Raw genomic sequence first — 25,944 nt, 5'->3', positions numbered from 1 at the left:
CGCGGGCCTACCGGGTCGATCTCGGGTCGAGCGCGTCGCGGACGGCGTCGCCGAACAGGTTGAAGGCGAGGACCAGCACGAAGATCGTCACGCCCGGGAAGAACACGTACGCCGGGTCGGTCTGCAGGTAGTTGAGGCTGCGGAAGATGGTGCGCCCGAAGTCGGGCGTCGGCTCCAGCATCCCGATGCCGAGGAAGGACAGGGCCGCCTCGCTGGTGATGTACGCCGGGATCGACAGCGAGAACACGACGATGATCGGCGCCCACAGGTTCGGCAGCAGCTCCTTGAACAGGATCCGCGAGGTCCGGGCGCCGGTGGCCCGGGCGGCCTCGACGAACTCGCGCTCCCGCAGCGACAGCACCTGGCCGCGCACGAGACGGGCGGTGCTGGTCCAGCCGAACGCGGCGAACAGCCCGATCAGCACGACGACCCGGAACCAGCCCGGCACCGCCTCGCGCGGGCCGTAGAAGGCGAGCTCCAGGGGCCGGATCAGGGCGAGGGTGAAGATGAGGAACGGCAGCGCGAGGGCGACGTCGGTGATCCAGTTGATGATCGCGTCGACCCAGCCGCCGAGGTAGCCGGAGATGATCCCGGTGAGCACGCCGAGCGTGGTGGTGACCAGCGCCGCGGCGAACGCGATGCCCAGCGAGGTGCGCATCCCGTAGACCATCTGGATGAACAGGTCCCGGCCTAGGCCGGGCTCGAGGCCGAACCAGTGGGTGCCCGTGACGCCGCCGGCCACCCCGTACGGCATGCCGAAGCGGTCCAGGTCGTCCTTGAACGAGTCCAGCGGGCCGATCCCGTACACCTTCTCGATCAGCGGCGCGGCGAGGCCGACGACGACGAGCAGCGCCGACACGACGCCGCTGGCCAGGGCGGTGCGGTCGCGGCGCAGGCGCAGCCAGACCGCCTGCGTGAGCGACCGCGCGGCGATCCCGCCGGCCGGCTCGCGGTCCACGGCCGGCGGGTCCACCCGCTCCGATTCCAGTGGTACGACGCTCATGACGCCACCCACCTCCCCGGCATCGACGACATCGACTGTAGGTAACCGTCGACGTGCGACGTACCAGTGAAGGTAATCTACAAACCCCCCGCCGTCACTGGTCCGCTGTAACGGATCTGCATACCTTGCTGTCCGTTCTTGTTCATACTGTTCCGGACAAATCGGTTGAGATCGCTTCGAGATCCCGTAGGTTCCCTACGCTTCGAGGCAACTCGCCGTTAGGGATTGACGTCAAAGATTGCTATGCGTCACGCTGTGCCCAGCCATCCGCAGTCAGGAGGTTCGATGCGCCTTCGCCGCAGGTCCTTCATGCTCGGCGCCGCGGTCGCCCTGGTGTCCACCGCCACCGCGGTGCCCGCCGCCCCCGCCGCCGCCGCGCCGGCCACTCGCCAGGCCGCATACGCCGACGCCTCCGCCACCTGGGGCGTCCCGGCCGGCGTCCTGCTCGCCGTGTCCTATCTGGAGTCCCGGTGGGACACCAACCACGGCGCGCCCAGCACCAGCGCCGGGTACGGCCCGATGCACCTCACCGACGCCGCGGCGCTCGCCGCGACCGCCCAGCCGCACCACGACACCGGTGACGCGCGCGGCGACGACTCCCGCGCCCCGAAGACCGTCCCGGCCGTCACCACCGACGCGGGCGGCCCGGCGCTGCAGACCCTCGACCGGGCCGCCGAGCTCACCGGCGCGTCGGAGACGGCGCTGCGCACCGACCCGGCCGCCAACATCAACGGCGGGGCCGCGCTGCTCGCCCAGTACCAGCGCGACGCCGGCGCACCCGGAGGCGCTGCCAGCGACCCGGCCGCCTGGTACGGCGCGGTCGCGAAGTACAGCGGCGCCGACAGCACCGACGCCGCGGCCGCGTTCGCCGACGAGGTGTACGCGACGCTGCGCGACGGCGCCAGCCGCACCACCGACGACGGCCAGCTCGTGACGCTCGCCGCGCAGCCCAGGATCAGCCCCGTCACGGCGTGGCTGGACCGGCTCGGCCTGCGCCGGCCGCCGGCCCGCCCGGACGGCCTCGAGTGCCCCGTGGACATCTCGTGCGAGTGGATCCCCGCACCGTACGAGCAGTTCGGCGACGGCGACTACGGCAACCACGACCTGAGCGACCGCCCGGCCCGGCAGCGGATCGAGTACATCGTCATCCACGACACCGAGGCCAGCTACGACACCACGCTGAAGCTCGTGCAGGACCCGACGTACGTCAGCTGGCACTACACGCTGCGCTCCGTCGACGGGCACGTCGCCCAGCACGTGAAGACCAAGGACGTCGCTTGGCACGCCGGCAACTGGTACGTCAACGCCAAGTCCGTCGGGCTGGAGCACGAGGGCTACGCCGCGCAGCAGGGCGCCTGGTACACGGAGGCGATGTACCGCTCGTCGGCGAAGCTCGTGCGCTACCTCGCGGCGCGCCTGGCCATCCCGCTCGACCGGCAGCACATCATCGGCCACGACAACGTGCCGGGGACCGTGCCGTCGACGGTGAAGGGCATGCACTGGGACCCGGGCCCGTACTGGGACTGGAGCCACTACTTCGACCTGCTGCACGCGCCGTTCGTCCAGTTCGGCACGCCGCGCACCGGCCTCGTCACGATCGACCCGGACTACGGGCAGAACCAGCTGCCGTTCACCGGCTGCACGGGCACGCCGGACACCCCCTGCCCGCCGCACGGCTCCTCGTCGGTGCTGCTGCGCACCGCGCCCGCCGCGGACGCGCCGCTGCTCAGCGACATCGGCCTGCGCCCCACCGGCGGACCGGCCACGATGCAGGTCTCCGACCACGGCGCCCGCGCCGCCGCCGGCCAGACCTACGCCGTCGCCGACCGGCAGGGCGACTGGACCGCGATCTGGTACCTCGGCCAGAAGGGTTGGTTCCTCAACCCGCCGGCGCACCCCGCGGCGAAGTGGTCGACCGGCCTCGTCGTCACCCCCAAGGCCGGCAAGGCGACCATCCCGGTGTACGGGCGCGCCTACCCGGAGGCGGCCGCCTACCCGGCCGGCGTGCCGGTCCAGGCGATCACGCCGCTGCAGTACACCTTCTCGGCCGGCCAGCGCTACACCCTCGGCGGCATCGTGCCCGGCGAGTACTACCGCGCCACGACCTTCGACGGCTCCTCGCCCGGCGACTGGACCGTCATCCGCGGCCAGAACCGGTACGCGCAGGTCCAGTTCGGACACCGAGTCATGTTCGTCAACCTGGACGACGTGCAGATCCTGCCGTCGTTCCTCCCGTAGGAGCGGTCATGAGACGCATTGTCGCCGTCGTCGTGCTCGCCGCCGCGTCGCTGTTCCCGGCGGCGCCCGCGGTGGCACACCCGGGCAGTCCGGTCCACGACGAGCAGATCACGTTCCACGCCTGGCAGAGCTTCCCGCAGTGGCTCAGCGGCAGGAGCGAGGGCACCCGGGCGGTGCCGGGCCGCAAGCCGTTCCTCACCATCGGCGGTGCCGCGGGGACCGCCGACGGCTGGGACTACGCGACCTGGACCTCGCCGGTGCAGCGCGTCGGCTTCGGCGCCAGCGAGCTCGTCGCGTCCTGGAACGCCGACACCCCCGCCGGGACCTGGCTGCAGGTGGAGCTGGAGGGCACCTACACCGACGGCCGGGCGACCCCGCGGTACGTCATGGGCAAGTGGGCGAGCGGTGACCAGGACATCCACCGCGCCACCGTCGACGGCCAGAGCGACGGCGTCTCGTCGATCTGGACCGACACCTTCTCCATCGACGACGCCTCGGCCGGCGTGCTGCTGCAGTCCTACCGGCTGCGGCTCACCCTGTACCGCAAGGCGGGCACGACCGCGGCGCCGCGCGTCTACCTCGCCGGGGCCATGGCCTCCAACGTGCCGGACCGCTTCACCGTGCCGGCCAGCGCCGGGCACATCGCCTGGGGCAGGGAGCTGGCGGTCCCGCGCTACTCGCAGAACATCCACGAGGGCCACTACCCCGAGTACGACAACGGCGGCGAGGCCTGGTGCTCACCGACGTCCACGGAGATGGTCGTCGAGTACTGGGGCAAGCACCCCCGCCCGGAGGACCTCGCCTGGGTCGACCCCACCGACCCGGACCCGCAGGTCGACAACGCGGCCCGCAGCACCTACGACTACACCTACGAGGGCGCCGGCAACTGGCCGTTCAACACCGCCTACGCGGCGACCTACGGCCTGACCGGCATCGTGACCCGGCTGCACTCCCTCGACGAGGCCGAGCGCTTCATCGCGGCCGGCATCCCCGTCGTCACCTCGCAGTCGTTCCTCGCCACCGAGCTGACCGGCGCGAACTACTCCACGTCCGGGCACCTGTTCGTCATCGTCGGCTTCACCGCCACCGGTGACGTGATCGTCAACGACCCGGCGTCCTCGTCGAACGACGCGGTCCGCAACGTCTACAGCCGCACCGAGTTCGAGCAGGTGTGGCTGCGCACGAAGCGCTACCGCGCGAACGGCACCGTCGCCTCCGGCAGCGGCGGTATCGCCTACCTGATCGCCCCGTCCACCGCGCACTGGCCGCGGGTCCCGGGCTCCTCCAACTGGCTCTCGTGAAGGTGACCGTGATGTTCGCCCGTTTCTCCGCCTTACTCTGCCTGGCCGCCGCGTTCGTGGCGACCGCACCGCCGTCCGCCGCGGTGGCCACCGAACCCGTGGTGTGCGTGACAAACCCGGCCACGCCGAAGCACCAGATGCGGGCCATGTGGATCGCCAGCGTCGTCAACATCGACTGGCCCTCCGCGCAGGGCAAGACCGAGGCCGAGCTGAAGGCCGAGTACGACGGCTGGCTCGACCTCGCCGAGTCGCTCAACTACAACACCGTCATCGTGCAGGTCCGCCCGCACGCCGACGCGTTCTGGCCGTCGCCGCTGGAGCCGTGGTCGCAGTACCTCACCGGCGTCGCCGGCCAGGACCCCGGCTGGGACCCGCTCGCGTACCTGGTGTCCGAGGCGCACGCGCGCAACCTGGAGTTCCACGCCTGGTTCAACCCGTACCGGGCGAGCATGCCCGCACCCGGCGGCGCCGGCACCGACGTGTCGAAGCTGCCGGCGAACAGCCCGCTGCGGGTCCACCCCGACTGGGCCGTGGCCTACCCGGTGAACAACGCCGCCGGCCGGCTCTACTTCAACCCCGGCATCCCCGAGGCGCGCGCCTTCGTCGAGGACGCCGTCATGGACGCCGTCACGAAGTACGACCTCGACGGCGTGCACTTCGACGACTACTTCTACCCGTACCCCGCCGCCGGTCAGGACTTCGGCGACGATGCGACGTTCGCCCAGTACGGCGCCGGCTTCGCCACGAAGGCCGACTGGCGCCGCGACAACATCGACCAGCTCATCCGGGAGCTCGACGGCCGCATCCACGCCGCCAAGCCGTGGGTCCGCTTCGGTGTCAGCCCGTTCGGCATCTGGCGCAACAAGGCCGCCGACCCGCTCGGCTCCGACACGAACGGCACCCAGTCCTACGACGCCAACTCCGCCGACACCCGCAAGTGGGTGAAGGAAGGCTGGGTCGACTACATCGTGCCGCAGGTGTACTGGAACATCGGCTTCGCCGTCGCCGACTACGCGAAGCTGGTGCCATGGTGGGCGGACGTCGTCGCCGGCACCGACGTGCAGCTCTACATCGGCCAGGCCGACTACAAGGTCGCCACCGCGGGCCAGCCCGCCGCCTGGTTCGACCCCAACGAGCTGTCCAACCACCTCACGTTCAACCGCCAGTACCCGCAGGTCCTCGGCGACGTGCACTTCAGCGCCGTCCAGGTCCGGGCGAACCGGCTGGGGTCCGAGACCATCCTCGCCGCCGAGCACCACACCCGCCCGGCGTTCCCGCCGGCCTGGGGTCCCGCCAAGCCGCTGCTCTTCCCGGTCATCACCGGCGCCCGGCGCACCTCGGCCGGCGCGGAGCTGCGGTGGCGCCCCACCGCGAACGGCGCCGGCCCGTTCGCCGAGGTCACGTCGTACGGGGTGTACCGCCTCGACGGCACGACCGCGGCCCGCGCCTGCGACCTGGCCGACGCCACGAACCTGATCGCCACGGTCCGCGGCACCTCGTTCACCGACACCACCGCCGAACCCGGCAAGCACTACACGTACGTGGTGACGGCGCTGGACCGCCGCTGGCACGAGAGCCCCGCGAGCCCGCCCCGCTGGATCTGACCGCACGCCGTCAGGCCCGTACCCGGTCGCTGGACCGGGTGCGGGCCTGACGCTTTGCGACAATCTCCCGGCGGCGGGCAACCCCTGGGTGCGGTCCGGTGCACCTAAGCGGGCGAGGAGGTGCCATGCGCCTGGATGACGACGACCGTCGGCAGTTCGGTGAGTACTTCGCGGCCCGGCACATCGTGGTGCGGCGCACCGCGTACCTGCTGTGCGGCGACTGGCACTGGGCCGACGACCTGACCCAGGCGACCTTCATCAAGGTCGCCGCCGGCTGGCAGCGGGTCCGGGACCAGCAGGCGCTCGACGCCTACACGCGCACGTGCCTGTTGCGCACCTACCTGTCCGAGACGCGCCGGGTCTGGCGGCGGCGGGAGCGTCCGTACGCCGAGCCGCCGGACACGCCCTTCGACGACGACGGCACGGAGCGGATGCTGTTCGCCGCCGCGCTCAGCCAGCTGCCGCCGCGCCGCCGGGCGACCATCATCTGCCGGTACTACCAGGGCATGGACGTCGCGGCGACGGCGGCGGCGCTGGGCTGCTCCGAGGGGACCGTGAAGAGCCAGACCGCCAAGGCCCTCGCGGCGCTGCGGGTGGCGCTCGGCGACGCCGTGCCCGCGCTGACGGCGGGCACCGCCGCGAAGGAGGGGTCATGGCTGAGCTGACCGACCTGCTGGACGCCCTGGCGGCCCGGCCGGCCCCGCCGCACGGCCTGCGCGCCGACGACCTCTTCACCCTCGGCCGCCGTCGCCGGCGGCGCCGCCGGGCCGGCGCGGTCACCGGCGCGGCTCTGGCCGTGGTGGTGGTGCTGGCGCTCGTGCTGGCGGGCGCGGCGCGGTGGCGCCCCTCGGGCGGCACGCCGGTCGTCGGCGCGTCGTCCGTCGCCGCGCCCCGGGCCGGCGCGGCCCTGTCGTGGGCCGCCGTCGTCGACGCCGCCCACGCGTATGCCACGGTCCCCGTGTGCGACCCGGGGGAGCGGACCTGCTCGGCGCGGGAGTCGATCCTGCGCGGCACCGACGACGGCGGCCGCACCTGGACCGACCGTGGCGTGGTGAGCGCGCGGCAGGTGCTCACCGCGCTGGGCCGGGACACGCTCCTGGCCGGCGACGGCGAGGCCCCGATGCGGCTGAGCACCGACGGCGGCCGGCACTGGGCGGACCTACCGGACGGCTCGGCGCCGGTGTCGGCCGTGCCGGCCGGTGGCGCGGTGGTGTGCCGGACGCCGGACATGCGGCAGAGCTGCAAGCTGTCGGCGGTCGACCCGCAGTCCCGGCGGATCGCGCCGCTCACCCACCAACCGGACCTGATCATGGCGACCGCGTACAACGTCGTCGACCCCGCCGGCCAGATCCAGCTGGCCGGCGACCGGATCATGGTCGCCGGCGCCGACCGGCGGACCGGGCGGCCGGCCGTCGCGGTCTCCGGCGACCGGGGCCGGACCTGGTCCACCCACGTGTTCACCGACCTGCCGTGCCCGGAGCCGCAGGACTGCGGCAGGGACCTGCCGGTGGTGTCGGTGCAGGCCCGCGCGGACGGCACGACCGGCTTCGCGGTGGTCGTCGACACCAAGGAGCGGCGGGCGTACGTGTACTTCCTGCTGGCCGGCGACGGCTGGGCGCGCGCCGGCGCCGCGATCGGCCTGGACCCGTCCGAGTCCTTCTACCGCTCGTTCGTCACCGCGGACAACACCCACCTCATGGGCCTGCAGAGCGTGCCCTGGGACGCGCCGCCGCGGCTGCGGTACGTGGGGCTGCGCGCGGGCGCCTACGAGCCCGTGGCCCTCGACGGGCTGCCGGCGACCGCGATGCCGGTCCGCCGGTCCGTGGGCGGCGTGTTCTCCGCGTTCGACCAGCCCAGCGGGGTGCTGTTCCAGTCGGCCGACGGCCGGCACTTCTCCCCGTTCCCGCTGGGGTAGGTCACGTGCCGGTGGGTTGCTGCCGGCGGCGCCGCTTCACGGTGACCGCTCTGGTCGGGGGCGGCGCAGGACGACCGCGGCGGCGCCGCCGAGGGGGATGAGCAGCCAGCACGACAGCAGGCGGTAGAGCAGGACGGCGGCGGTCGCGGCGATGGCGGTCGCGCCCGACGCGGTCAGGCCCGCGACCAGGGCGGTCTCGATCACGCCGATGCCGCCCGGGGACAGCGGCACCTGCCGGACGATCTGGACGCCGAGGTAGATGCCGGCCAGCGCGGGCAGCGTCACCGGCAGGCCCAGCGCGTACGTGCAGGCGGCCAGGCAGCACAGGTCGGTCAGCCAGTTCGCGGCGGCGTACGCGATGACGGCCCACCAGTCGCGGGCGCGCAGGCCGGCACCCGCCCGCCACGCCTCCCGGGCCGAGGCGAGGAGGCGCTGCACGTACCGGCGGATCCGGCCCTTCGGCGGGGGCCGCCGCGGGTCGGCGGGCTTGGCGTCGATGAGGCGCCGGCCGAGGACGACGACGGCGGCCGTCAGGGCGACGATCCCGGCCACGATCGCCAGAGGACGCCAGGTCAGGGAGGTCGTGGTGCCGTACGCGGCCAGGGCGGCGCCGCCGGCGACGTACATGAGCGCGAGGCCGCCGATCGAGGCGAGCCCGGACACGATCGCGGTGACCGCGCCGAGCTCCTTGGGGGCGCCGGCGCGCTCGTACTCGCGGATGGCGTAGCCGGTGGAGACCGCGGCGCCGGCCGGGACCGAGATCGAGATCGCGGTGCGGGCCAGGGTGATCGCCAGCACCCGGCGGCGGCGGATCCGGACGCCGAGCGCCGAGAACAGGTACTGCTGCTGCCCCGCGAACGCGGCGACCGACCCGGCCTGCAGCAGCGCGGCCAGGGCGACCCAGCCCCACGAGGCGCCGGTCAGGGAGGCGAGCAGGTCCTGCGGGTCGGGGAGCCGCCCACGCAGGCCGATCGCCGCCAGCACCACCACGGAGACGACGACGAGCAGCAGCCGCAGCCACCGGCTCCGCCAGGTCCCGGCCGCCACCTTCTCGGCCGCCGCCACGTCGTTCTTCTGCTCGGGCGCCGTCACGGCGCTGCGCGCCGTCTTCTGGCCGGGTGTCGCAGCGTCGCTGCGGGCCGCCTCCTCGTCGGGTGCCGCCAGTTCCTCGGGCGGTGTTGCTTCCTCGGGCGGTGACGACGGCATGATCCGATCTTTGCAAACGGTCCGGCCGGACCTGCCCGCACCCCCGCTGAGCAGCACCGGCGGCCACGATCGTCGCGCGGATGTGTCCGATCAGGCAGCCGCCCACTGCCCGCGGGCGACCACGGCCCTGTCGAGAAGCCGAGTGTTGCATCGATTTAGCTGAGGTCGCCGGGCACGACGCCGGCATAGGCTCGGCGCCATGCACATGACAGCACCCGAACGCGGCCTACCGGTGCCATGACGGCACGCGTCTTCGTCGTCGTGCTGGACGAGCAGGACTACCGGTACGGCACCGGTGAGCTGCGCCTCCGGGTCGAGTCCATTGACCGCGCCGGACCCATCGAGTTCGACGGCGAGCCATGGCTCCAGGTCCGCGGCGTCCGTCTGCGCCGCGACGGCACCGAGGTGGGCCGGCTCCAGGTCCTCGTCCGCGCGGCGCGACTCCCCGCGGTGTAACGCATTCTCTCCGTATATCGCTACCGGTCGCGGCCGTGTACAGCCGTCGATCCAGTGATTACCTTCTTTGCATGCGTCGGATACTCGCTGTGCTCGCCGCGCTACCCATCCTGGTCACCGCCGTGCTCGTCGCGCTCGCCCGGCCCGCGGCCGCGGCGGTCACGCCACCGCAGATCTACGGCGCGTGGCACTGCGGCAACGACTTCTGCACCTGGGGCACCGCCCGGACCGTGGCGGCGTTCGACGCCCAGAACCACTGGCTGGTCGACCGCGGCGACGGCCGCCCGTCGGTCAACGTCGTGGTGCTGAGCTTCGTCGACCCGGGGAAGCTGCTGAACCTCACCGACGACGCCACGACGGTGGCCGGCGTCCCACGCGGCATGACCCCGGAGATCGTCGGCTACTTCACCGGCCGCGGCATCCGCGTCATGCTGTCGATCGGCGGCATCACGTACACCGACGCGTGGAACGCGGCCCTCGCCTCGAACGCCGCCCAGCTCGGCCGCAACGCCGCCGCCGTAGCCCGCCGCCTCGGCGTCGGCATCGAGATCGACTACGAGGAGAACACCGCCCCCAACCTGACCGGACTGCAGGCCTTCATCGACGCGTACCGCGCGGCCCTGCCCTACGACGCGTCCGGCGCCGACCCGGCGGCCCGCCTGACCATCGACGTCGCGGCCGGCGACCGGTGGCTCATCGCCCTCAACCGCAAGGCCACCGCCGACTGGCTGCGCACCGACCGCCCGGTCCTCGACTACGCCAACGCCATGGTCCCCTCGAAGCAACCCTCAGCGAGCGCGGCGATCGCCAACTGGCAGGAACACATCGACGGAAAACCCACCTACAACCCGGTGGTCCCGCCCCTCGCTCCGGCCAAGTTCACCGGCGGCCTGTACGTCGCCCAGGGCAGCCGCCCCTTGCCCGAGTGCACCAGCTATTCGACGTCGCTGCAACGCTCCACCGGCACGTTCGTGCAGTCAGCCGCGCCCAATGGCGCCGGCACCACCGCCGGCCTGCTCGGCTACATGTTCTGGGCCGCCGAACGCCCAGCCACCCGCGGCATCGGCACCGTCCCCCCGAACACCTGCGAGGCGGGCATCGGCGCCGGCGCCACCGCGTACCAGATCCCCATCCCAATGCCCCCGCTCCGCCAGACCTGACCCACAACGGGGGCACGCGCGCGCGACCGGAGCCGCCACCGGAGAGGGGGTCAGGTGGCGACCCCGGTCGCGCCGCGTGGGTCGTGCTCGGCGCGACCGTTGAGGGTCCAGGGTTCGAGACCTCTCAACTCGACCAGCCGCACGATTGTGCGCTCACTGACGATGCGCGCTCGGTGTCAGCTGATGTACTCGCTGAAGCTGCCCCAGACCGCATCGGGGACCATGCCGGTGGTGAGGTCGCCGTCGTTGAGGTCGTAGACCTTGCCGAACTGCTCCCGGGACCGATCGCAGCACAGGTAGTGCAGGTGCCGCCAGCCGTACCCACCGATCTCGAGCCAGAAGCCGGCCTTGCGCATCGCCGCGATCGACGCGTCGTGCTCCCAGTCCGGAGCGTCCTCCCGCTCCGCGACGGCCCGCTCGTACAGCCCCGCGGTGGCCGCGAGCGCCGTGGAGAACCGGTGGACCTCCCAGCCGTACGGGTCCGGAGCGCCGTCCCGGTCCAGGGTCCACAGGCCGCCACCATCGGTGCGGACGAATTCGGCGTAGTCGGCGGGGATCTCGACCGCCTCGGCACCACCATGGATCGCGACGATGAGCGCGGTCAACTCGCCGGGAAGAGCGAGGGACGTCGCCCGCTCGACCGGCTTGTCGTCTCGGACGAGGCGTGGGTTGACGCTGATCATCCCGCCGAGAATACGCCTCGCGGGATGAACCCGGACCCGGCTCCCCGGACCGGCATCTGCTGCCCATGGACCCGGGCGGGATGCTGCCGAACTCGCCGGAGTGGGAGTGGGCCACTCGTCGGCCGCCGTGGCGCGGCCGCCTCGGTCAGACGCCGAGCTCGTCGCAGAGCGCCTCATAGCGGTCGAGCTCGTCGGGCGGATGCCGGTATGCACCCAGCCCGACGGTGTCGAACTCGTCGAGCTCACCCCGGCGTTCGACGCCGAGCTCCCGCAGCGCTGCGTTGATCCGCTCGATGCCGCCGACCCGCCGCCCGCCGGCGAACACACATGCCCACTGGCCGCCCATGCCACCGAAGTAGTCCGTCATGACGAGCGCGAACGGGTTTGCGGTCAAGGCGGCGGCGAGGCGCAGGACGACTCCTTCGCGCGGGAAGACGGCGGGGAAGCTCGCCGACACGTCGAGCGCTTCCGTCTCGCCCAGCCGTGCCTGCTGGTACGCCGTGAAATAGTGGGTGATCGGCACCAGCCACCGCCCCTCGCCCAGCGGCACCGGCTCGACTCCCCACTCGGCCGCGGCCGCCCGATCGGGCTCCCCGGTCACGATCAACGCGGTGATGCTGTGACCCACTGGCTCAGCATCCAGATCCCGAACGGTCGTAGAAGAAGTCCTCGTCCGGGCAGCGGTCGTCGGCCCGTTGCGAGACGGTCCGGCGGGGGCCTCGGCCGCGAGGTGCGCTACCCGGTCGAGGCCGAGGCCACGGCCGAGCACGCAGCGAACGTGGCGGGGGAAGGATCATGCACCGAACGGTACTGCCGCCGCGCCACTGACTCAGGGCTACCTCCCAGGCAATGTTGCGGGTTTCTCGGAGTGAGGGTTCGATTCCTGGTGTCGTTGCGTTGGCGGTTGCCTACGACCGCTGGCGCGTAGCCTGAGCCGCATGCCAACTGCGGGCGATCGCCGGCAAGCCCGCCGAGCTGCACGGAGGCCCGCGCCGAGGAGGGCCTCAAGTAGCGCCGCGGGCCGGCGTCGTTGCTGGCTGTCACGGTCAGGTCCGGATACACGCAGGATCCCCCGGATCCGTTCACTGTCTGTACGATCTGTGGCGATCGATGGCCATTCGACGACGGGGCAGACGACATGGACGACGACCAGAGCAGCGAGCGGCCGGCGCCGAAAACGCCGGACACACCCGAGACGGCCGAGGTCGCCGGGGCGCCGGAGGCGGTCGAGCGTGCGCCCGGCGCTGCCGGTACACCGGAAGCCGCCGAGACACGAACGGGCAAGGGCCGGCGGAGGCGGTGGCGGAAGTTCCTGCTCCGGTCGGCGCTCGTGCTCGCCGTCATCGCCGGGCTCGGGCTGGCCGGGGGCACGTACTACTACGACAGCGTCGCCATGCCCGACGACATCTCAATGGATCGGGTGACGACGATCTACTACGCCGACGGCACGACGCCGATGGCGCGGATCGGCGCGGTCAACCGGACGCTGGTCACGATCGGGGACATCCCCGTCGACGTGCAGCACGCGTTCGTCGCGGCGCAGGACCCGACGTTCTACACCAACGGCGGCGTCGACTACTGGGAGGCGGCCGGCGCGGTGTGGAACCATGTCGCCGGCGACGGCAGGCACGGCGGATCGACGATCAGCCAGCAGTACGCGCGGCGCTGGGCCGAGCTCGAAGGCACGTCGTTCGCGCGGAAGGCGCGCGAGGCGGTCATCGCGACCAAGCTCAACCAGCAGTACAGCAAGGACCAGATCCTCGAGCAGTACCTGAACATCATGTACTTCGGCCGCGGCGCGTACGGGGTGCAGGCGGCGGCGCAGGCGTACTTCGGCAAGTCCGTGAAGGACCTGACGGCCGCCGAGGGCGCCGTGCTCGCCGGGCTCGTCGACAACCCCGAGGGCGACGGCAAGGGCAGCCCGTTCGACCCGACCGTCGACGCCGAGCGGGCCCACGGGCGCTTCGACGAGATCAAACGGCAGATGGTCGAGCTCGGCTTCGTGATGCCGGCCGACGCGGACCAGAAGCTGGCCTACCCGGCGAAGGTGCTGACCGCGGCGCAGGCCCGCGCGGACGCGACCAAGGTGGCGGGCGGCATGGACGCGCCCGAGGGCCTGATCGTCCACCACGTGCTCGGCGAGGTGGCGGCGCTGACCGACCCGAAGACCGGGCAGCCGCTGTACGAGGACGCCGCGCCCGACGGCCGGAAGCACTTCGACCGGCTCCGCAACGGCGGCCTGAAGATCGTCACCACGATCGACAGGACCGCACAGCAGATCGCGGTGCGCGAGGCGGGCCGCAACGCCGAGTCCAACATGGACAAGCAGCCCACCAACCTGCAGGCCGCGCTCGTCGCGATCGAGCCCGGCACCGGCGCGGTCAAGGCCTACTACGGCGGCGACACCGGCAGCGGCGGCGACTTCGCCGGCTCCTACGCCGACCCGGTGCTCGACAACGGCGCCAACAGCTGCTGCGGCGGGCACCCCGCCGGCGCGTCGTTCGACGTGTACACCCTCGCGGCCGGCCTGAGCGCCGGATACTCCATCGACTCGTACTGGAACGGCGAGTCGCCGCAGGAGTTCCCGGGCAGCGGCCGGACGAGCCGCAACCCCGTCAGGAACGCCGGCGAGAACCCCGCGGCGGCGCCGGCGTGCCGGTCGGGCTCGCCGAAGTGGTGCACGCTCGACGAGGCCACCGTCATGGCGCTCAACACGCCGTACTTCGCGCTCGCCGAGGCGGTCGGCCCCGCCAAGGTGATCGACACGGCCCACGCCGCGGGGATCGGGAGCATGTGGGCCTCGATCGACGGCAGGTTCGAGAAGGTCGACCTGGCGAAGGCGCCGGGCAAGGACCTCTTCCCGAAGTACTTCAACACGGAGGTCGGCTTCGGCCAGTACCCGGTGACGGTGCTCGACCACGCCGCCGGCATGGCCACGTTCGCCAACCGCGGGGTCGCCACGAAGGCGCACTTCCTCAAGGAGGTGTGGACCGACGGCAAGAAGACCTACGGCGAGGTCGTCAAGCCGGTGCGGATCCCGGGCTTCACCGAGGCCATGGCCGACGACCTGAACGCCGTCCTGCAGGGCGTGCCGAAGCGGTACGGCCTGCGCACCCACGACGACCGCCAGCTCGCCGGCACCGCCGGGGCGTGGCAGCTGGCCCAGACCACCGACAACGCGCACGCGTGGATGGCCGGCTACGCGGCCTCCGACCCCGCCAAGAAGTCCAACGGTCTCGCCGTCGCCGTGTGGGTCGGCAACAAGGGCGAGGAGCGGAAGCTCGTCGACCGGGACGGCCGGGCGATCATCGGCGGCACGCTGCCCGGCGCGATCTGGCGCGACTTCCTCGACGGCGCGCTGACCGCGCTGAACGTCCCGGTCGCCACGTTCCCGCCGGCGACACACACCGGCGACAAGGTGCTCGGCACGGGGGTGAAACCGTAGCGGCGTTAAGCCGGCGATGACTCGTCGATGAGGGGTGGGGTGCATGCTCACCCCGTGACGAGGTCCGGGCGGTGGCGCCGGTGATCGCCGAGGTGGGGCGCGCCCTGCGCGCGCTGCTGCGCGAGGAGCTGGGCCGCGACGTCCAGCTGTCGCTCGACGCGCCCGTGGGGGACATGTCGGCGCGGGTCGACGTGTCCCTGTTCGACCTCGCCGAGGACGTGACGCGGCGGCAGCACGGCGCGATCCGCCTGCACGACGAGGACGGGCGGGTCGTCGGGATGCGGCCGCCGCCGCGGTACATCGTGCTGTCCTACGCCGTGACGGCCTGGACCTACGACCCACTCGACGCGCACACGCTGCTCGGCGCGGTCCTGCAGATGGCGCTGCGCCATCCGGTGCTGCCCGCGGAGCACCTCGCGGCGATCGCGGATCCCGTGACCATGGCGCTGCGGGACGCGCCGCCGGGGCTGTGCGCCGGGCTGGGCATCCCGCTGAAAGCGGCCGTGTGCCTCGCCGTCACCGTCCCGGTCACCCCCGACACGGCCCGGCCCGTGGGCCCGCCGGTCGGGTCCGGGCTGCGGCTGAGCATCGCCGACCCCCAGCACCGACCGGCTCTGACGGAGGCATGACGTGGCACCCAGCTATCTCGCGCCCGGCGTGTACGTCGAGGAGATCGAGGGCGGGAGCCGCCCGGTGGCGGCGATCGGCACCTCGGTCCCCGCGTTCGTGGGCCTCGCCGAACACGGGCCGTTCAACACGCCGACGATGGTCGCCGACTGGGCCTCGTTCCAGCGCACCTTCGGCGACTTCGTCGCCGGCACCTACCTGGGTCACGCGGTCTACGGCTGGTTCCTCAACGGCGGCGGCGACTGCTACATCGTGCGGGTCGGCGCGGGCCGGATGGAGCTGCCGTCCGCCACCGCCGGCGACGTCCGGTTCGTCGCCCGCGACGGGCTGAGCGCCGGTCGCGTCACCGTCGAGGTCGCGGACGACGAGGTGCGCGTGTACCTCGACGACCGGCTCGCCGAGACGATCATCGGCCCGCAGCACGTGAACGAGGCCTCGCGCCTCGTCCGCGTCGAGTCCGGCTCGTCACGGCGGGTCACGCCGCGTCCCGGCCGCTACCCGCTGCACGCCGACGCGCCCGCGCCGCACGCCGACGACTTCGTCGGCGACGCCGCCGACCGGACCGGGCTCGGCGGCCTGGAGTCCGTGCAGGACGTGTCGACGGTCGTCGTGCCCGACCTGATGGCGCTGTACCAGCGCGGCGACCTCGACCTCGAGGCGGTGAAGGCCGTGCAGCTGTCGATGATCGCGCACTGCGAGCTGATGGGCGACCGGATGGCGGTCCTGGACCCGCCGCCGGGGCTGTCGCCGATGCAGGCGCTGGAGTGGCGCCGGGACGCCGCCGGGTTCGACTCGAAGTACGCCGCCCTCTACTACCCCTGGATCCGTGTGTTCGACCCGGCCGAGGGGCGCACGCGGTCGGTGCCGCCGAGCGGGCACATCGCCGGGGTCTGGGCGCGCACCGACGCGACCCGGGGGGTGCACAAGGCGCCCGCCAACGAGGCGATCCGCGGCGCCGTCGACCTCGACGTGCGGCTGTCGGCGAGCGAGGTCAGCCTGCTCAACCCGGTCGGGGTCAACGCGCTCATGGCGCAGCCGGGCCGGGGCATCCGGGTGTGGGGCGCCCGCACGCTGTCGTCGGACCCGGCGTGGCGGCACCTGAACGTCCGCCGGCTGTTCAACCACCTCGAACGCTCGATCCTGTACGGCACCCAGTGGGCGGTGTTCGAGCCGAACGACGCGGAACTCTGGGCCAAGGTGCGGCGCACGGTCGCGGCGTTCCTCACGGAGCAGTGGCGGCGGGGCGCGCTCTTCGGCCGCACCCCCGACGAGGCGTTCTTCGTCGTCTGCGACGCGAGCAACAACCCGGCCGAGTCCGTCGACAGCGGCGCGGTGATCTGCGAGGTCGGTGTCGCGCCGGTACGGCCGGCGGAGTTCATCGTGTTCCGGCTGGCCCAGTCCGCGTCCGGCGCGGCGTTCCTCGAAGGGTAGGCGCGGTTCATGGCACTGGCGGACTACGACGCGGCGCTCGGGCACTCGTTCGGCCTGGAGATCGACGGGATCGTCATCAAGCAGATCTCCGAGGTGCGCGGGCTGAAGATGGAGCACGACGTCATCGAGGTCAGGCAGCACACCGCCGACGGGCGTTACGTGGTGCGCAAGCTGCCCGGCCGCAGCCACGGCGGCGAGCTCACGCTGGTGCGCCCGCTCACCGCCGACAACGGCTTCGAGAAGTGGCTGCAGGCGGCCCGGTTCGGCCGGATCGGCGAGGCCCGCCGCGGCGGCGCGGTCATCGTGTACGACCAGGAGGGCAGCCCCCTGAAGCGGTACCGGATCAGCGGCGCCTGGCCGCGCAGCCTCGAGATCGGCGCGCTGCGGGCGGGGGACCCCGGCGTGCTCACCGAGACCCTCGTCGTCACCTACGAGCAGATGGAGGTCGAGTGAGCGCGCCCGCCGGCCTGCGGACCGAGTTCCCCTTCGAGCTGCCGCGCGGCTACGTGGACCCGGCCGGCGTGGTGCACCGCGACGGCGTGATGCGGCTGGCCACCGCGCGGGACGAGCTGGTGCCGTTGCGCGACGACCGGGTGCGGGAGAACCCGGCGTACCTGACGGTGGTGCTGCTGGCCCGGGTCGTCGTGCGGATCGGCACGGTGACCGACATCCACGCGGGGCTGGTCGAGGACCTGTTCGCCGTCGACGTCGCCCACCTGCAGGACCTGTACCGGCGGCTCAACACCGACGGCCCGCCGACCGCCTCGGTGACCTGCCCCGGCTGCGGCACCGGGATCGCCGTCGACCTGTCCGGCAGCCGCCTGGGGGAATCGTGACGTACGCGGCCGACCGGCTCCACGAGGAGACCGCGTACCTCGCCTACCACTTCCACTGGTCCCTGGACGCGATCCTGGACCTGGAGCACGCCGACCGGCGCCGCTACGCGACCGAGATCGCGCGGATCAACACCCGGCTGAGCGCGGGCGGCGTGCGGTGACCGGCCCCGCCACGCACCGGGACCCGAGGGCGCTCGCCGGCGCCGGGCCGGCGGTCGTCGACCCGCGGCCACCGGCCGTCCTGGCCGTCCCGGCGGCCCGGGTACGGGTGACGCCCGGCGGCAGCCGCCGCATCCCGCTGCCCCTGGCCGTGCCCGCGCCGCCGCCCCAGCCGCGGCCGGTGGTGTTCGAGCCCGCGGGCGTCGTACCCGTCACGCGCACCGCGGTGTTCCCGCCGCCGGCGGCGTTCCCGGCGGCCCCCGCGCCCGCCGAGCGGGTCGTGGTCTTCCCGGCGCCGGCCGCCCCGCCTCCGTCGCCGGCCGCCGCCGCGCCGCCGGTCCCGCCGCCGGACCTCGACGCGCTCGCCGCCCGGCTGCTGGATCCGTTGCTGCGCAGCATCACCGCGCGGCAGCGGGCCGAACGCGACCGCCGTGACGGGCACGGCCGCCGGTGAGCGACTGGAGCGACGACTACGCGGTGTACTTCGTCGTCAGCATCGACGACGAGAGCCTCGGCGCCTTCGACAGCTGCGAGGGCCTCGGCGCGGAGGTCGTCGTCGAGGAGCGGGCCGAGGGCGGCAACAACGGCTGGGTCTGGCAGCTGCCGACGGGGGTGCGGTACTCCAACGTGCGGCTGTCCCGCCCGGTCACGCCGGACAGCGCGAAGCTGGCCCGGTGGTTCACCGGCGCGCCCGGCGGCGTGCGGCGGGCCACCGCGGTCATCGAGGCGCGCAGCGCGTCGGGGGCGGTCGTCGCCCGCTGGGCGCTGCGCGACGTGCTGCCGGTGCGCTGGAGCGGCCCGCGGCTGGACCCGGGGCGCGCCGCCGTCATCACCGAGACCGTGGAGTTCGCCCACCACGGCTTCATCGGCTCCTGGGCAGGCTGAGATGACCACGGCCGGAGGTGGGTGCGCGTGACGACGCCCGTCAGCCTGAGCACCGTCCACTCCGGACACCCGTCGGCCGCCGCGCCCGCCGGCCTGCAACGGGCCTACCTGGAGCTGCGTGAGCCGGCGCCGGGCGGGACCCCCGGCGCGCCCGGCGACGCGGTGCTCGGCGTCATCGAGTTCCAGTTCAACCCGACCGAGCTGATCGTCACCAAGCACACGCGGTGGCGCCGCGACCCTCAGCGCGACGCCCGGCGCAGCGGGCCGCCGCAGTTCACCGGCGCCGAGCCGAGCCGCCTGCAGGTCGAGATGTTCTTCGACGCCACCGACACGATGGACGACCGGGTCGTCGCGGCCGTCGAGCGGCTCTTCGAGTGCTGCGTGCCGACCGAGCGCAGCCGCGCGGGCCGGCGCGGATCCCCGCCGTGGGTGCTGTTCCACTGGGGCGGCACGATGAGCTTCCCCGCGTACGTCAGCAGCGTCACCGCCAGGTACAGCCTCTTCACCCCGGACGGGACGCCGGTGCGCGCCACGTGCGCGGTGACCCTGGAGGAACTGTCGACGGAGGCGCCGTCCGGGCTGCGGCGGGCCGCGCCGCCGGGCGAGCGCGTCCACGTCGTCGCCGCCGGTGACACGCTCACGTCGGTGGCGTTCGAGGCGTACGGCGACCCGGCGGCGTGGCGGCGCATCGCCGAGGCCAGCGGGATCGACGACCCGCTGCGGCTCACGCCGGGCACGCGGCTGGTGATCCCCGGTCCGCGGGGCGGTGCGCCGTGACGTTCCTGATCGAGGTCGACGGGGTCGCGCTGCCCGACGACGTGGCGGCGATGCTGACGTACGCGCGGGTCGACGAGGACACCGGGCTGCCGGCGATGTTCACCCTCCGGTTCGGCGACCCCCAGCACGCCGCGCTCGACAAGGCCGGCCTGCGCATCGGCGCCGAGGTCTCCGTCCGCGTCCCGGTGCCGGGGCGGCCCGCCCGCACGCTCACCGACGGCGAGGTGACCTCCGTCGAGCGCGAGTTCGGGCCGGGTGGCACGACCACCGAGGTGCGCGGGCTGGACGCCACCCACCGGCTGCAGGGCGCCCGCCGGGTCGTCGCGTACCTCGGCATGAGCGTGTCGGAGATCGTCGCCGCGATCGCCGGGCGGGCCGGGCTGCGCGCCGTTCCGGTCGCCGAGACCGGCGCCGCCGCCCGCGCCGCCTGGGACGGCCAGCTCAGCCAGGACGACGTCACCGACTGGGAGTTCCTGCTGCGCCTCGGCGAGCTGTTCGGCGCGCGCCCGGCGGTCGTGGCCGGCGCGCTGCGGTTCGCCCCCGCGGACGACGGCGCCGAGCCGCTGCCGCTGGCGGCCAGGTCGCTGCTGGCGCTGCGGGCCACCCGCGGCCGCCCGGCGGCCGGTGCCGTGGCCGCGCACGCGTGGGACCTGACGACGAAGCGCGCCGTGCAGGCGACGGAGCCGGTGCCGGGCACCGTTGGCACCGTCGGCGGCGTCGAGCAGCGGGTCGGCGGCGTCGCGCACCGGCCCGACCTGGTACGCGTGGCGGCGGAGGCGGCCGCGGCCCGCGCCGCCACGGCCGTCGAGCTGGAAGGCCTCGCCGAGGGCGACCCGGCGCTGCGGCCCGGCGTCGCGGTCGAGCTCGTCGACGCGGGCGAGCCGTTCGAGGGCCGGCACGTGCTGACCGGCGTGCGGCACACGTTCGACGCGCAGGCCGGGTACACGACCGCCTTCACCGTCGCCCGCCCCACCCCGGCGCCGCGGCCGCCCGGCCCGGTGCGTGGCCTGGTCCCGGCGGTCGTCGGCGACGTGCGCGACCCGCTCGGCCTGGGCCGGGTCCGGCTGATCCTGCCGTGGCTCGCGCCCGGCTACACCACCGGCTGGGCGCGCACCGTGCAGCCGGGCGCCGGCCCGGGCCGCGGCGCGCTGATCCTGCCGGAGGTCGGCGACGAGGTCCTCGCCGGGTTCGCGGGCGACGACCTCGACGCGCCGTACGTCGTCGGCGGCCTGCACAACGGCACCGACCCCGTGCCGCAGCTGTCGCGGGAGCCGGTCGACCCGGTCAGCGGCGCCGTGGCGGTCCGCGGGTTCGTGTCCCGGCACGGCCACCGCGTCGAGCTGATCGAGGACGGCGGGGTGCTGATCGCCACCGCCGGCGGCGCCGCGACAGTGCGCCTGGACAGCGCCACCGGCGCCGTCCACGTCAGCGGCCGCGGCGTGACCCTCGACGCCGGCGCCGGCGACCTGACCCTGCGCGGCCGGCGGGTCAGCGTCGAGGCGGAAGCGGAAGCGGAGATCACCGCGAACGGGCAGGCCGTCGTGCGCGCGGCCGTCATCAGGCTCAACTGACCATCGGAAGGAGAGGGTCGATGCGTCCCGCGGCAAGGATGGGTGACCCGACCGGGCACCCCGGCGTGCTCGTGAGCGGGGCGCCGACCGTCCTCATCGGCGGCGCGCCCGCCGCCCGCCAGGGCGACCTGCACGTGTGCTCGTTCCCGCCGCCGGCGATGCACCCGCCGTCGCCGGTGGCGACGGGCGCGCCCACGGTGTTGATCGGCGGCCAGCCGGCCGCCCGGATGGGCGACATCACGGCATGCGGCGCGCCGATCGTGCTCGGTTGCCCGACCGTCCTGATCGGCGGGTGAGGGCCGTGCACGCGGGGCAGCAGAGGCATGTCGGCGCCGGATGGGCGTTCCCGGCGGGCCTCGACGCGCTCGGCACGGTCGCGCTCGCCGGCGGCGACCGGCAGATCGAGCAGAGCATCCGGCTCATCCTCGGCACCGCGCCCGGCGAGCGGCCGATGCGCCCCGACTTCGGCTGCGCGCTGCACGACCTGGTGTTCGCGCCCGCCGACCCGTCGACCGCCGGCCGGGCCGCGTACGAGGTGCGCCGCAGCATCGAACGCTGGGAGCCGCGGATCGCGCTGCACGACGTGACCGTCGGCTTCGAGCACGCCGAGGCCGGCATGTTGACGATCACGCTGCGGTACACGGTGGTGGGCGAGCGCGACCCGCAGGCCGTGGCCGTGCCGTTCCAGTTGTTCCCCGCCGACGCGCCGGCCCCCGCCGCGGCGGCGCCCGAACCGGAGGGCCGCTGATGCCCATGCCCGCACCCAACCTCGACGACCGCGACTTCGAGAGCCTGCTGGACGACGCGCTGCGGCACGTCCGCGCCCGCTGCCCCGAGTGGACGGCCACCCAGCCGTCCGACCCGGGCGTCACGCTGCTGGAGGCCGTGGCGACCCTCGTCGACCAGCTGATCTACCGGCTCAACCGGGTGCCGGAGCTGCACGAGCGGCGGCTGCTGGAGCTCATCGGGATCGTCCCGTACCCCGCTCAGGCGGCGCGGACCGAGGTGACGTTCCTGCTGTCGGCGCCGCAGCGGCAGCCCGTGCGGGTCCCGACCGGCACGCAGGTCACCGCGGTGCGCACCGGCGACGAGCGGCCGCCGGTCTTCACCACGACCCGCGAGGGCGTGGTCCTGCCGGCGGCGCTGGCCTACGTCCTGACCGCCGCCGGCGGCCCGCTCAGCGACCGGACGGCCGAGCTGACCAGCGGGGTCGGCGTGGCTGCCTTCGGCGACCCTGCGCGGCCCGACGACGCGCTCTACTTCGGGCTCGCGGCCCCGGCCGCGAACGCGGCGCTGCTGCTGCAGCTCCGGTTCGACGCCCCCGGGTACGGCATCGACCCCAACCGGCCGCCGATCGTGTGGGAGGCGTCCACCGACGAGGGCTGGCTCGCGTGCGACGTGGAGGCCGACGGCACCGGTGGGCTCACCCGGGACGGCGACGTGCTGCTGCACGTGCCGACGAAGCACCGCGACCGGGTCCTGATCGACCGCCGCGCAAGCTGGCTGCGGGCCCGCCTCCTCGGCCACGAGACCGGTTACGTCAATCCGCCGGTGATCCGCGCCTGCTCCGCCGTCGCGGTCGGGGTGACCGTGACCGCCGCGCACGCCGACGTCATGGACCCCGAATCCCTCGGTGTCTGCGAGGGCCGGCCCGGCCAGCGTTTCCGGCTCGAACGCGGCCCGGTCGTGGCGGGCTCGGGCGTGATCGAGGTCGACGAGGGCGACGGGTGGCAGGCGTGGCCGGAGGTCGCCACGTTCGCCGACCTGGACGCCGAGCAGCGGGCGGTGCGCGTCGAGCACGACGAGGTGGTGTTCGGCCCGACGATCCGCCAGTCGGACGGGTCGATGCGGCAGTTCGGCGCCGTCCCGCGGCGGGGCGCGGTGGTCCGCGCCGCCGGGCACCGCCGTGGCGGGGGTCGCCGCGGCAACGTCGCCGCCGGCACGCTGACCGTCCTGCGCGACGCGATCCCGTTCGTCAGCCGGGTGACGAACCGCCGGCCGGCCGCCGGTGGCGTGCCCGCGGAGAGCGTCGCCGAGGCCGCCGCGCGGACGCAGATCCACCTGCGGACCAGGGGACGCGCCGTCACCGCCGAGGACTACGAGGTGCTCACCCGGGAGGCCGCGCCGGAGATCGCCCGGGTCCGGTGCATCGGCGACGAACAGGGTCTCGTGCACGTCGTCGTCGTGCCGGCGGTCACTGCCGGCACCACGCCGCGGCTCGACGACATGCGGGTCGACCGCGACATCACGCAGCGGATCGCGGAGTACCTGCACCAGCGCCGCTGCATCGGCGCCCGGGTCACCATCGAGTCGGCCAGCTACGTGGGTGTCACGGTTGTCGCGGCGATCCGGGCCCTGCCCGCGACGGATGTGGAGCTGCTGCAGGCGGCGGCGGTCGCGGCGCTGGAGCGCTACCTGGACCCGCTGTGCGGCGGACCCGCCGGCACGGGCTGGCCCTTCGGCCGGGCCGTCGGCCATGGCGAGCTGTTCGCGCTGCTGCAGCCGCTGCCCGGCGTGGACACCGTGGACCATCTGGCCCTGCATGCCGCCGACGTGCTCACCGGCGAGCGGCTGGCGGCGCAGGACCGGGTCGACGTGCCGCGCAACGCGCTGGTGCTGTCCTTCGCCCACCAGGTGCGGGTGGTCGTGTGACATCGCCGGGCTCGCCGCATCCCGTGGCCGCCTTCCTGCCGGCGGTCCTCGCCGAGGACCGGTTCGTGGCGGGCGTCGCCCATGGCATCGACGACCTCCTCGCGCCGGTTCTGCTGAGCATCGACACCCTGGCCGAGTACCTGGACCCGCGGCTCGCGCCGGACGACTTCGTGGACTGGCTCGGCTCCTGGCTCGGGATCGTGCGCGACCCGGCGGTTCCGGCCGAGCGGCGCCGGGAGCTGCTTGCGAACGCCGTCGACCTGTACGGGTGGCGGGGCACTGTGTGGGGTCTCGAACGGTTCCTCGCCCTCGCGACCGGCGGCCGGGTGGAGGTGCACGACAACGGCGGCTGCGTCATTGAGGAGGAGGCGGTCGGTCAGTGGTCGGGCCCGGTGCGGGTCCGCGTGTTCGTGCCGGCGTCGGCGGGCCTGGACACCACCTGGTACGAGCGGGTCGTGAGCGACCAGGTGCCGGCACACCTGCGGGCGGCCGTCTCGATCGAGATCGTCGGCGAGTGGTAGCCGGGCCGGCCGTCGATGCGTCGTAGAGGGGCTGTGCGCGGGGCGCCCGCCGGGTCAGTGGGCCGGGGTGGCGTCGAGGGAGGCGAGGACGTGGGCGTACTCGCGCCTGGCCCGGGCCGCCGCCGCGAGGTTGCCCAGCTGCCGGTAGCCGTCCACGACGAGCCGCCAGCCGGCGTCGCAGTACCGGTCGATCTGCACGCACCGCTCGGCCGCGGCGACCGCGTCGGCGGTCTCACCCGCGGCCAGCAGCGCCGTCGCGAGCTCCGTGGCGGCCTCCGCGGCGCGCCGCCGCAGCACCTCCCGCTCGTGCACCACCCACTCCGCCGGGCCGTCCTCCGGCAGCAGCTCACCGCCGTACGCGAACAGCGCCTCGTGCAGCGCCGCCGCCCGGGCGTGGCCGTCACCGGCGACGGCCGCCCGGCGCGCCTCGCGCAGCGCCGCGGCGAAGCTGCCGATGTCGCTGTAGCCGCCGGGCGGCAGCGTCAGCTCGTACGCGTCGCCGTCGCGGGACAGCAGCCGAGGCTCCGGCGGCAGGACCGCCCGCAGGCTGGACAGCGTGACGTGCAGGCTCCGCGTCGCCGAGGCGGTCGCGACGCCGGGCCACAGCGCCTCCAGCATCGTCTCCCGGTGCAGTGGCCGGCCGGCGTGCATCGCGAGGAGCCGCAGCGCGACCCGGGTCCGCGGCTTCACCCCGGCGAGGTCGAGCTCCCGGCCGTGCAGCCGCAGCTGGAACCCGCCGAGGCAGTACACCTCGACCGGCGGTGCCTGCACCGCCCCGGCCGGGTCGCCGCCGGGTCGCTTCCCGAGCCACCGCAGCACCGCCGAGGCCGGCAGCCCCGCCTCGACCACCCGCGCGATCCCGGCACCCTCCTGCCCTGCACCGCCGCGCCCGCCGCGCCCGGTGGCGGCGTCGCGCTCGTCGTTACCGGTTTCCGCGGGGCCGCTGCCGGTGTTGGCGCGGGCGGCGGCCGCGGTGGCGAGCGCGGCCGCGGCCGGAACTCCGGCGTCGCGGGCGAGGCGTTCGGCGCGGGCCGCGCTCGCCGGGGCGTCCGGGTCGCCGGCCGCGGCCTGCGCCACGCTCAGCAGCGACTCCGCCCACGCCCGCAGCACCGGGGCGTCCAGCGCCGTGCAGTGCCGCAGCAGCTCGGCGGCGTCGTCGGTGCCCGGGACCGGCGAGCCGACCAGGCAGACGAGCGCCTGCGCGAGGGCGGCGCCCCAGCGGTCGCCGTCGCGGTCGCACTCGGCGATGGCGGCGCGCGCCTCGGCCAGGCCCTGCGCGGTGCCGTCGAACGCGCCCAGCGCCCGGGCCATCCGCACGATCCACGGCTGGCCGGCCCACTCGGCGTCGGCGGCCAGGCGGTCGAGCTCGCCGCGGGCGGTCGGCCACGCGCCGGCGACGTCCAGGCAGGCGTGCAACAGCCGGACCCCGAGGTCGGCGACGGCGACGCCCGCCGGCGGGTCGGGCGGCAGCGCC

The 25,944-nt window shown here is 74.1% G+C and carries 26 protein-coding genes; 21 read left to right on the top strand and 5 right to left on the bottom strand.

Annotation, left to right across the window (positions count from 1 at the left end; all coding sequences use genetic code 11):
- Window positions 1–7: 7 nt before the first annotated feature.
- A complete protein-coding gene (locus AB0J72_RS31480; protein ID WP_363404886.1) occupies window positions 8–1,003 on the bottom strand; it encodes an ABC transporter permease in 996 nt (331 codons plus the stop codon).
- A gap of 285 nt (window positions 1,004–1,288) precedes the next feature.
- On the opposite strand from AB0J72_RS31480, the gene AB0J72_RS31475 reads away from it, so the two are divergent.
- From AB0J72_RS31475 to AB0J72_RS31455, 5 genes are all read left to right on the top strand, one after another.
- A complete protein-coding gene (locus AB0J72_RS31475; RefSeq protein WP_363404884.1) occupies window positions 1,289–3,241 on the top strand; it encodes an N-acetylmuramoyl-L-alanine amidase in 1,953 nt (650 codons plus the stop codon).
- 8 nt (window positions 3,242–3,249) lie between these two features.
- Window positions 3,250–4,542: a C39 family peptidase gene (locus AB0J72_RS31470; protein ID WP_363404882.1), complete on the top strand. Its 1,293-nt coding sequence runs from the start codon at window positions 3,250–3,252 to the stop codon at window positions 4,540–4,542.
- A gap of 11 nt (window positions 4,543–4,553) precedes the next feature.
- Entirely contained in the window at window positions 4,554–6,146 is a 1,593-nt protein-coding gene (locus AB0J72_RS31465) for a family 10 glycosylhydrolase (protein ID WP_363404880.1), read from the top strand.
- Window positions 6,147–6,271: 125 nt separating this feature from the next.
- Window positions 6,272–6,811, top strand: a complete 540-nt coding sequence (locus AB0J72_RS31460; protein WP_363404878.1) for a SigE family RNA polymerase sigma factor — start codon at window positions 6,272–6,274, stop codon at window positions 6,809–6,811.
- Window positions 6,799–8,061 (top strand): hypothetical protein, encoded by a 1,263-nt coding sequence (locus tag AB0J72_RS31455; protein WP_363404876.1) that lies wholly within the window; start codon window positions 6,799–6,801, stop codon window positions 8,059–8,061. Before AB0J72_RS31460 ends, AB0J72_RS31455 begins: the two co-directional genes overlap by 13 nt.
- 36 nt (window positions 8,062–8,097) lie before the next feature.
- Here AB0J72_RS31455 and AB0J72_RS31450 read toward each other — a convergent pair whose 3' ends face one another.
- A complete protein-coding gene (locus tag AB0J72_RS31450) occupies window positions 8,098–9,267 on the bottom strand; it encodes a lysylphosphatidylglycerol synthase transmembrane domain-containing protein (protein ID WP_363404874.1) in 1,170 nt (389 codons plus the stop codon).
- A gap of 237 nt (window positions 9,268–9,504) precedes the next feature.
- Between AB0J72_RS31450 and AB0J72_RS31445 the strand changes: the two genes are divergently transcribed.
- Both AB0J72_RS31445 and AB0J72_RS31440 read left to right on the top strand, forming a co-directional pair.
- The gene (locus AB0J72_RS31445) at window positions 9,505–9,723 is read left to right on the top strand and encodes a hypothetical protein (RefSeq protein WP_363404872.1); all 219 of its coding nucleotides are present in this window, start codon (window positions 9,505–9,507) and stop codon (window positions 9,721–9,723) included.
- A gap of 71 nt (window positions 9,724–9,794) precedes the next feature.
- Window positions 9,795–10,883 (top strand): hypothetical protein, encoded by a 1,089-nt coding sequence (locus AB0J72_RS31440; RefSeq protein ID WP_363404870.1) that lies wholly within the window; start codon window positions 9,795–9,797, stop codon window positions 10,881–10,883.
- Between the two features lie 176 nt (window positions 10,884–11,059).
- Here AB0J72_RS31440 and AB0J72_RS31435 read toward each other — a convergent pair whose 3' ends face one another.
- Together AB0J72_RS31435 and AB0J72_RS31430 are read right to left on the bottom strand one after the other, a co-directional pair.
- Window positions 11,060–11,566, bottom strand: coding sequence for a hypothetical protein (locus tag AB0J72_RS31435; protein WP_363404868.1), 507 nt, complete (start codon window positions 11,564–11,566; stop codon window positions 11,060–11,062).
- Window positions 11,567–11,711: 145 nt separating this feature from the next.
- Complete coding sequence (locus AB0J72_RS31430; RefSeq protein ID WP_363404866.1) at window positions 11,712–12,194, bottom strand: hypothetical protein; 483 nt, start codon at window positions 12,192–12,194, stop codon at window positions 11,712–11,714.
- A gap of 510 nt (window positions 12,195–12,704) precedes the next feature.
- On the opposite strand from AB0J72_RS31430, the gene AB0J72_RS31425 reads away from it, so the two are divergent.
- The 14 genes from AB0J72_RS31425 (at window position 12,705) to AB0J72_RS31360 (ending at window position 24,470) form a co-directional block, all read left to right on the top strand.
- Complete coding sequence (locus AB0J72_RS31425) at window positions 12,705–15,011, top strand: transglycosylase domain-containing protein (protein ID WP_363404864.1); 2,307 nt, start codon at window positions 12,705–12,707, stop codon at window positions 15,009–15,011.
- 80 nt (window positions 15,012–15,091) lie between these two features.
- Window positions 15,092–15,640, top strand: a complete 549-nt coding sequence (locus AB0J72_RS31420; protein ID WP_363404862.1) for a Pvc16 family protein — start codon at window positions 15,092–15,094, stop codon at window positions 15,638–15,640.
- Window position 15,641: 1 nt separating this feature from the next.
- On the top strand, window positions 15,642–17,069 hold the full coding sequence (locus tag AB0J72_RS31415) for a phage tail sheath family protein (RefSeq protein ID WP_363404860.1): 1,428 nt from the start codon (window positions 15,642–15,644) through the stop codon (window positions 17,067–17,069).
- A 9-nt stretch (window positions 17,070–17,078) separates the two neighbouring features.
- On the top strand, window positions 17,079–17,522 hold the full coding sequence (locus AB0J72_RS31410) for a phage tail protein (RefSeq protein ID WP_363404859.1): 444 nt from the start codon (window positions 17,079–17,081) through the stop codon (window positions 17,520–17,522).
- Entirely contained in the window at window positions 17,519–17,905 is a 387-nt protein-coding gene (locus AB0J72_RS31405) for a hypothetical protein (RefSeq protein ID WP_354903375.1), read from the top strand. Before AB0J72_RS31410 ends, AB0J72_RS31405 begins: the two co-directional genes overlap by 4 nt.
- Window positions 17,902–18,066: a DUF6760 family protein gene (locus AB0J72_RS31400; protein ID WP_363404857.1), complete on the top strand. Its 165-nt coding sequence runs from the start codon at window positions 17,902–17,904 to the stop codon at window positions 18,064–18,066. The genes AB0J72_RS31405 and AB0J72_RS31400 overlap by 4 nt, the downstream gene beginning before the upstream one ends.
- Window positions 18,063–18,518, top strand: a complete 456-nt coding sequence (locus tag AB0J72_RS31395; protein ID WP_363404855.1) for a hypothetical protein — start codon at window positions 18,063–18,065, stop codon at window positions 18,516–18,518. The genes AB0J72_RS31400 and AB0J72_RS31395 overlap by 4 nt, the downstream gene beginning before the upstream one ends.
- Entirely contained in the window at window positions 18,515–18,949 is a 435-nt protein-coding gene (locus AB0J72_RS31390) for a phage tail protein (RefSeq protein WP_363404853.1), read from the top strand. Before AB0J72_RS31395 ends, AB0J72_RS31390 begins: the two co-directional genes overlap by 4 nt.
- Window positions 18,950–18,976: 27 nt before the next feature.
- A complete protein-coding gene (locus AB0J72_RS31385; protein ID WP_344506885.1) occupies window positions 18,977–19,726 on the top strand; it encodes a LysM peptidoglycan-binding domain-containing protein in 750 nt (249 codons plus the stop codon).
- Window positions 19,723–21,297 (top strand): VgrG-related protein, encoded by a 1,575-nt coding sequence (locus AB0J72_RS31380; RefSeq protein WP_363404852.1) that lies wholly within the window; start codon window positions 19,723–19,725, stop codon window positions 21,295–21,297. The genes AB0J72_RS31385 and AB0J72_RS31380 overlap by 4 nt, the downstream gene beginning before the upstream one ends.
- A gap of 20 nt (window positions 21,298–21,317) precedes the next feature.
- Window positions 21,318–21,593, top strand: a complete 276-nt coding sequence (locus AB0J72_RS31375) for a PAAR domain-containing protein (RefSeq protein WP_363404850.1) — start codon at window positions 21,318–21,320, stop codon at window positions 21,591–21,593.
- Window positions 21,590–22,045 carry a GPW/gp25 family protein gene (locus AB0J72_RS31370; protein WP_363404848.1) on the top strand — a complete coding sequence of 152 codons (456 nt, stop codon included), beginning with the start codon at window positions 21,590–21,592 and terminating at the stop codon, window positions 22,043–22,045. Before AB0J72_RS31375 ends, AB0J72_RS31370 begins: the two co-directional genes overlap by 4 nt.
- A gap of 5 nt (window positions 22,046–22,050) precedes the next feature.
- Window positions 22,051–23,949, top strand: a complete 1,899-nt coding sequence (locus tag AB0J72_RS31365) for a putative baseplate assembly protein (RefSeq protein ID WP_363404846.1) — start codon at window positions 22,051–22,053, stop codon at window positions 23,947–23,949.
- Window positions 23,946–24,470 (top strand): phage tail protein, encoded by a 525-nt coding sequence (locus AB0J72_RS31360; protein WP_363404844.1) that lies wholly within the window; start codon window positions 23,946–23,948, stop codon window positions 24,468–24,470. The genes AB0J72_RS31365 and AB0J72_RS31360 overlap by 4 nt, the downstream gene beginning before the upstream one ends.
- 54 nt (window positions 24,471–24,524) lie before the next feature.
- On the opposite strand, the gene AB0J72_RS31355 is transcribed toward AB0J72_RS31360, so the two are convergent.
- On the bottom strand, window positions 24,525–25,944 hold a 1,420-nt coding region (locus AB0J72_RS31355; protein WP_363404842.1), incomplete at its 5' end, for a BTAD domain-containing putative transcriptional regulator.

The sequence above is a fragment of the Dactylosporangium sp. NPDC049742 genome, assembly GCF_040674675.1.
In the GTDB taxonomy this organism is placed as follows: Bacteria; Actinomycetota; Actinomycetes; order Mycobacteriales; family Micromonosporaceae; genus Dactylosporangium; species Dactylosporangium maewongense.
This window is presented reverse-complemented; position numbering and strand designations above follow the sequence as displayed.

Excerpts from the sequence above, each read along its gene's own strand:
- AB0J72_RS31480 (WP_363404886.1), bottom strand. The coding sequence starts at position 1,003 with ATGAGCGTCGTACCACTGGAATCGGAGCGGGTGGACCCGCCGGCCGTG.
- AB0J72_RS31475 (WP_363404884.1), top strand. The coding sequence starts at position 1,289 with ATGCGCCTTCGCCGCAGGTCCTTCATGCTCGGCGCCGCGGTCGCCCTG.
- AB0J72_RS31470 (WP_363404882.1), top strand. The coding sequence starts at position 3,250 with ATGAGACGCATTGTCGCCGTCGTCGTGCTCGCCGCCGCGTCGCTGTTC.
- AB0J72_RS31465 (WP_363404880.1), top strand. The coding sequence starts at position 4,554 with ATGTTCGCCCGTTTCTCCGCCTTACTCTGCCTGGCCGCCGCGTTCGTG.
- AB0J72_RS31460 (WP_363404878.1), top strand. The coding sequence starts at position 6,272 with ATGCGCCTGGATGACGACGACCGTCGGCAGTTCGGTGAGTACTTCGCG.
- AB0J72_RS31455 (WP_363404876.1), top strand. The coding sequence starts at position 6,799 with ATGGCTGAGCTGACCGACCTGCTGGACGCCCTGGCGGCCCGGCCGGCC.
- AB0J72_RS31450 (WP_363404874.1), bottom strand. The coding sequence starts at position 9,267 with ATGCCGTCGTCACCGCCCGAGGAAGCAACACCGCCCGAGGAACTGGCG.
- AB0J72_RS31445 (WP_363404872.1), top strand. The coding sequence starts at position 9,505 with ATGACGGCACGCGTCTTCGTCGTCGTGCTGGACGAGCAGGACTACCGG.
- AB0J72_RS31440 (WP_363404870.1), top strand. The coding sequence starts at position 9,795 with ATGCGTCGGATACTCGCTGTGCTCGCCGCGCTACCCATCCTGGTCACC.
- AB0J72_RS31435 (WP_363404868.1), bottom strand. The coding sequence starts at position 11,566 with ATGATCAGCGTCAACCCACGCCTCGTCCGAGACGACAAGCCGGTCGAG.
- AB0J72_RS31425 (WP_363404864.1), top strand. The coding sequence starts at position 12,705 with ATGGACGACGACCAGAGCAGCGAGCGGCCGGCGCCGAAAACGCCGGAC.
- AB0J72_RS31410 (WP_363404859.1), top strand. The coding sequence starts at position 17,079 with ATGGCACTGGCGGACTACGACGCGGCGCTCGGGCACTCGTTCGGCCTG.
- AB0J72_RS31375 (WP_363404850.1), top strand. The coding sequence starts at position 21,318 with ATGCGTCCCGCGGCAAGGATGGGTGACCCGACCGGGCACCCCGGCGTG.
- AB0J72_RS31365 (WP_363404846.1), top strand. The coding sequence starts at position 22,051 with ATGCCCGCACCCAACCTCGACGACCGCGACTTCGAGAGCCTGCTGGAC.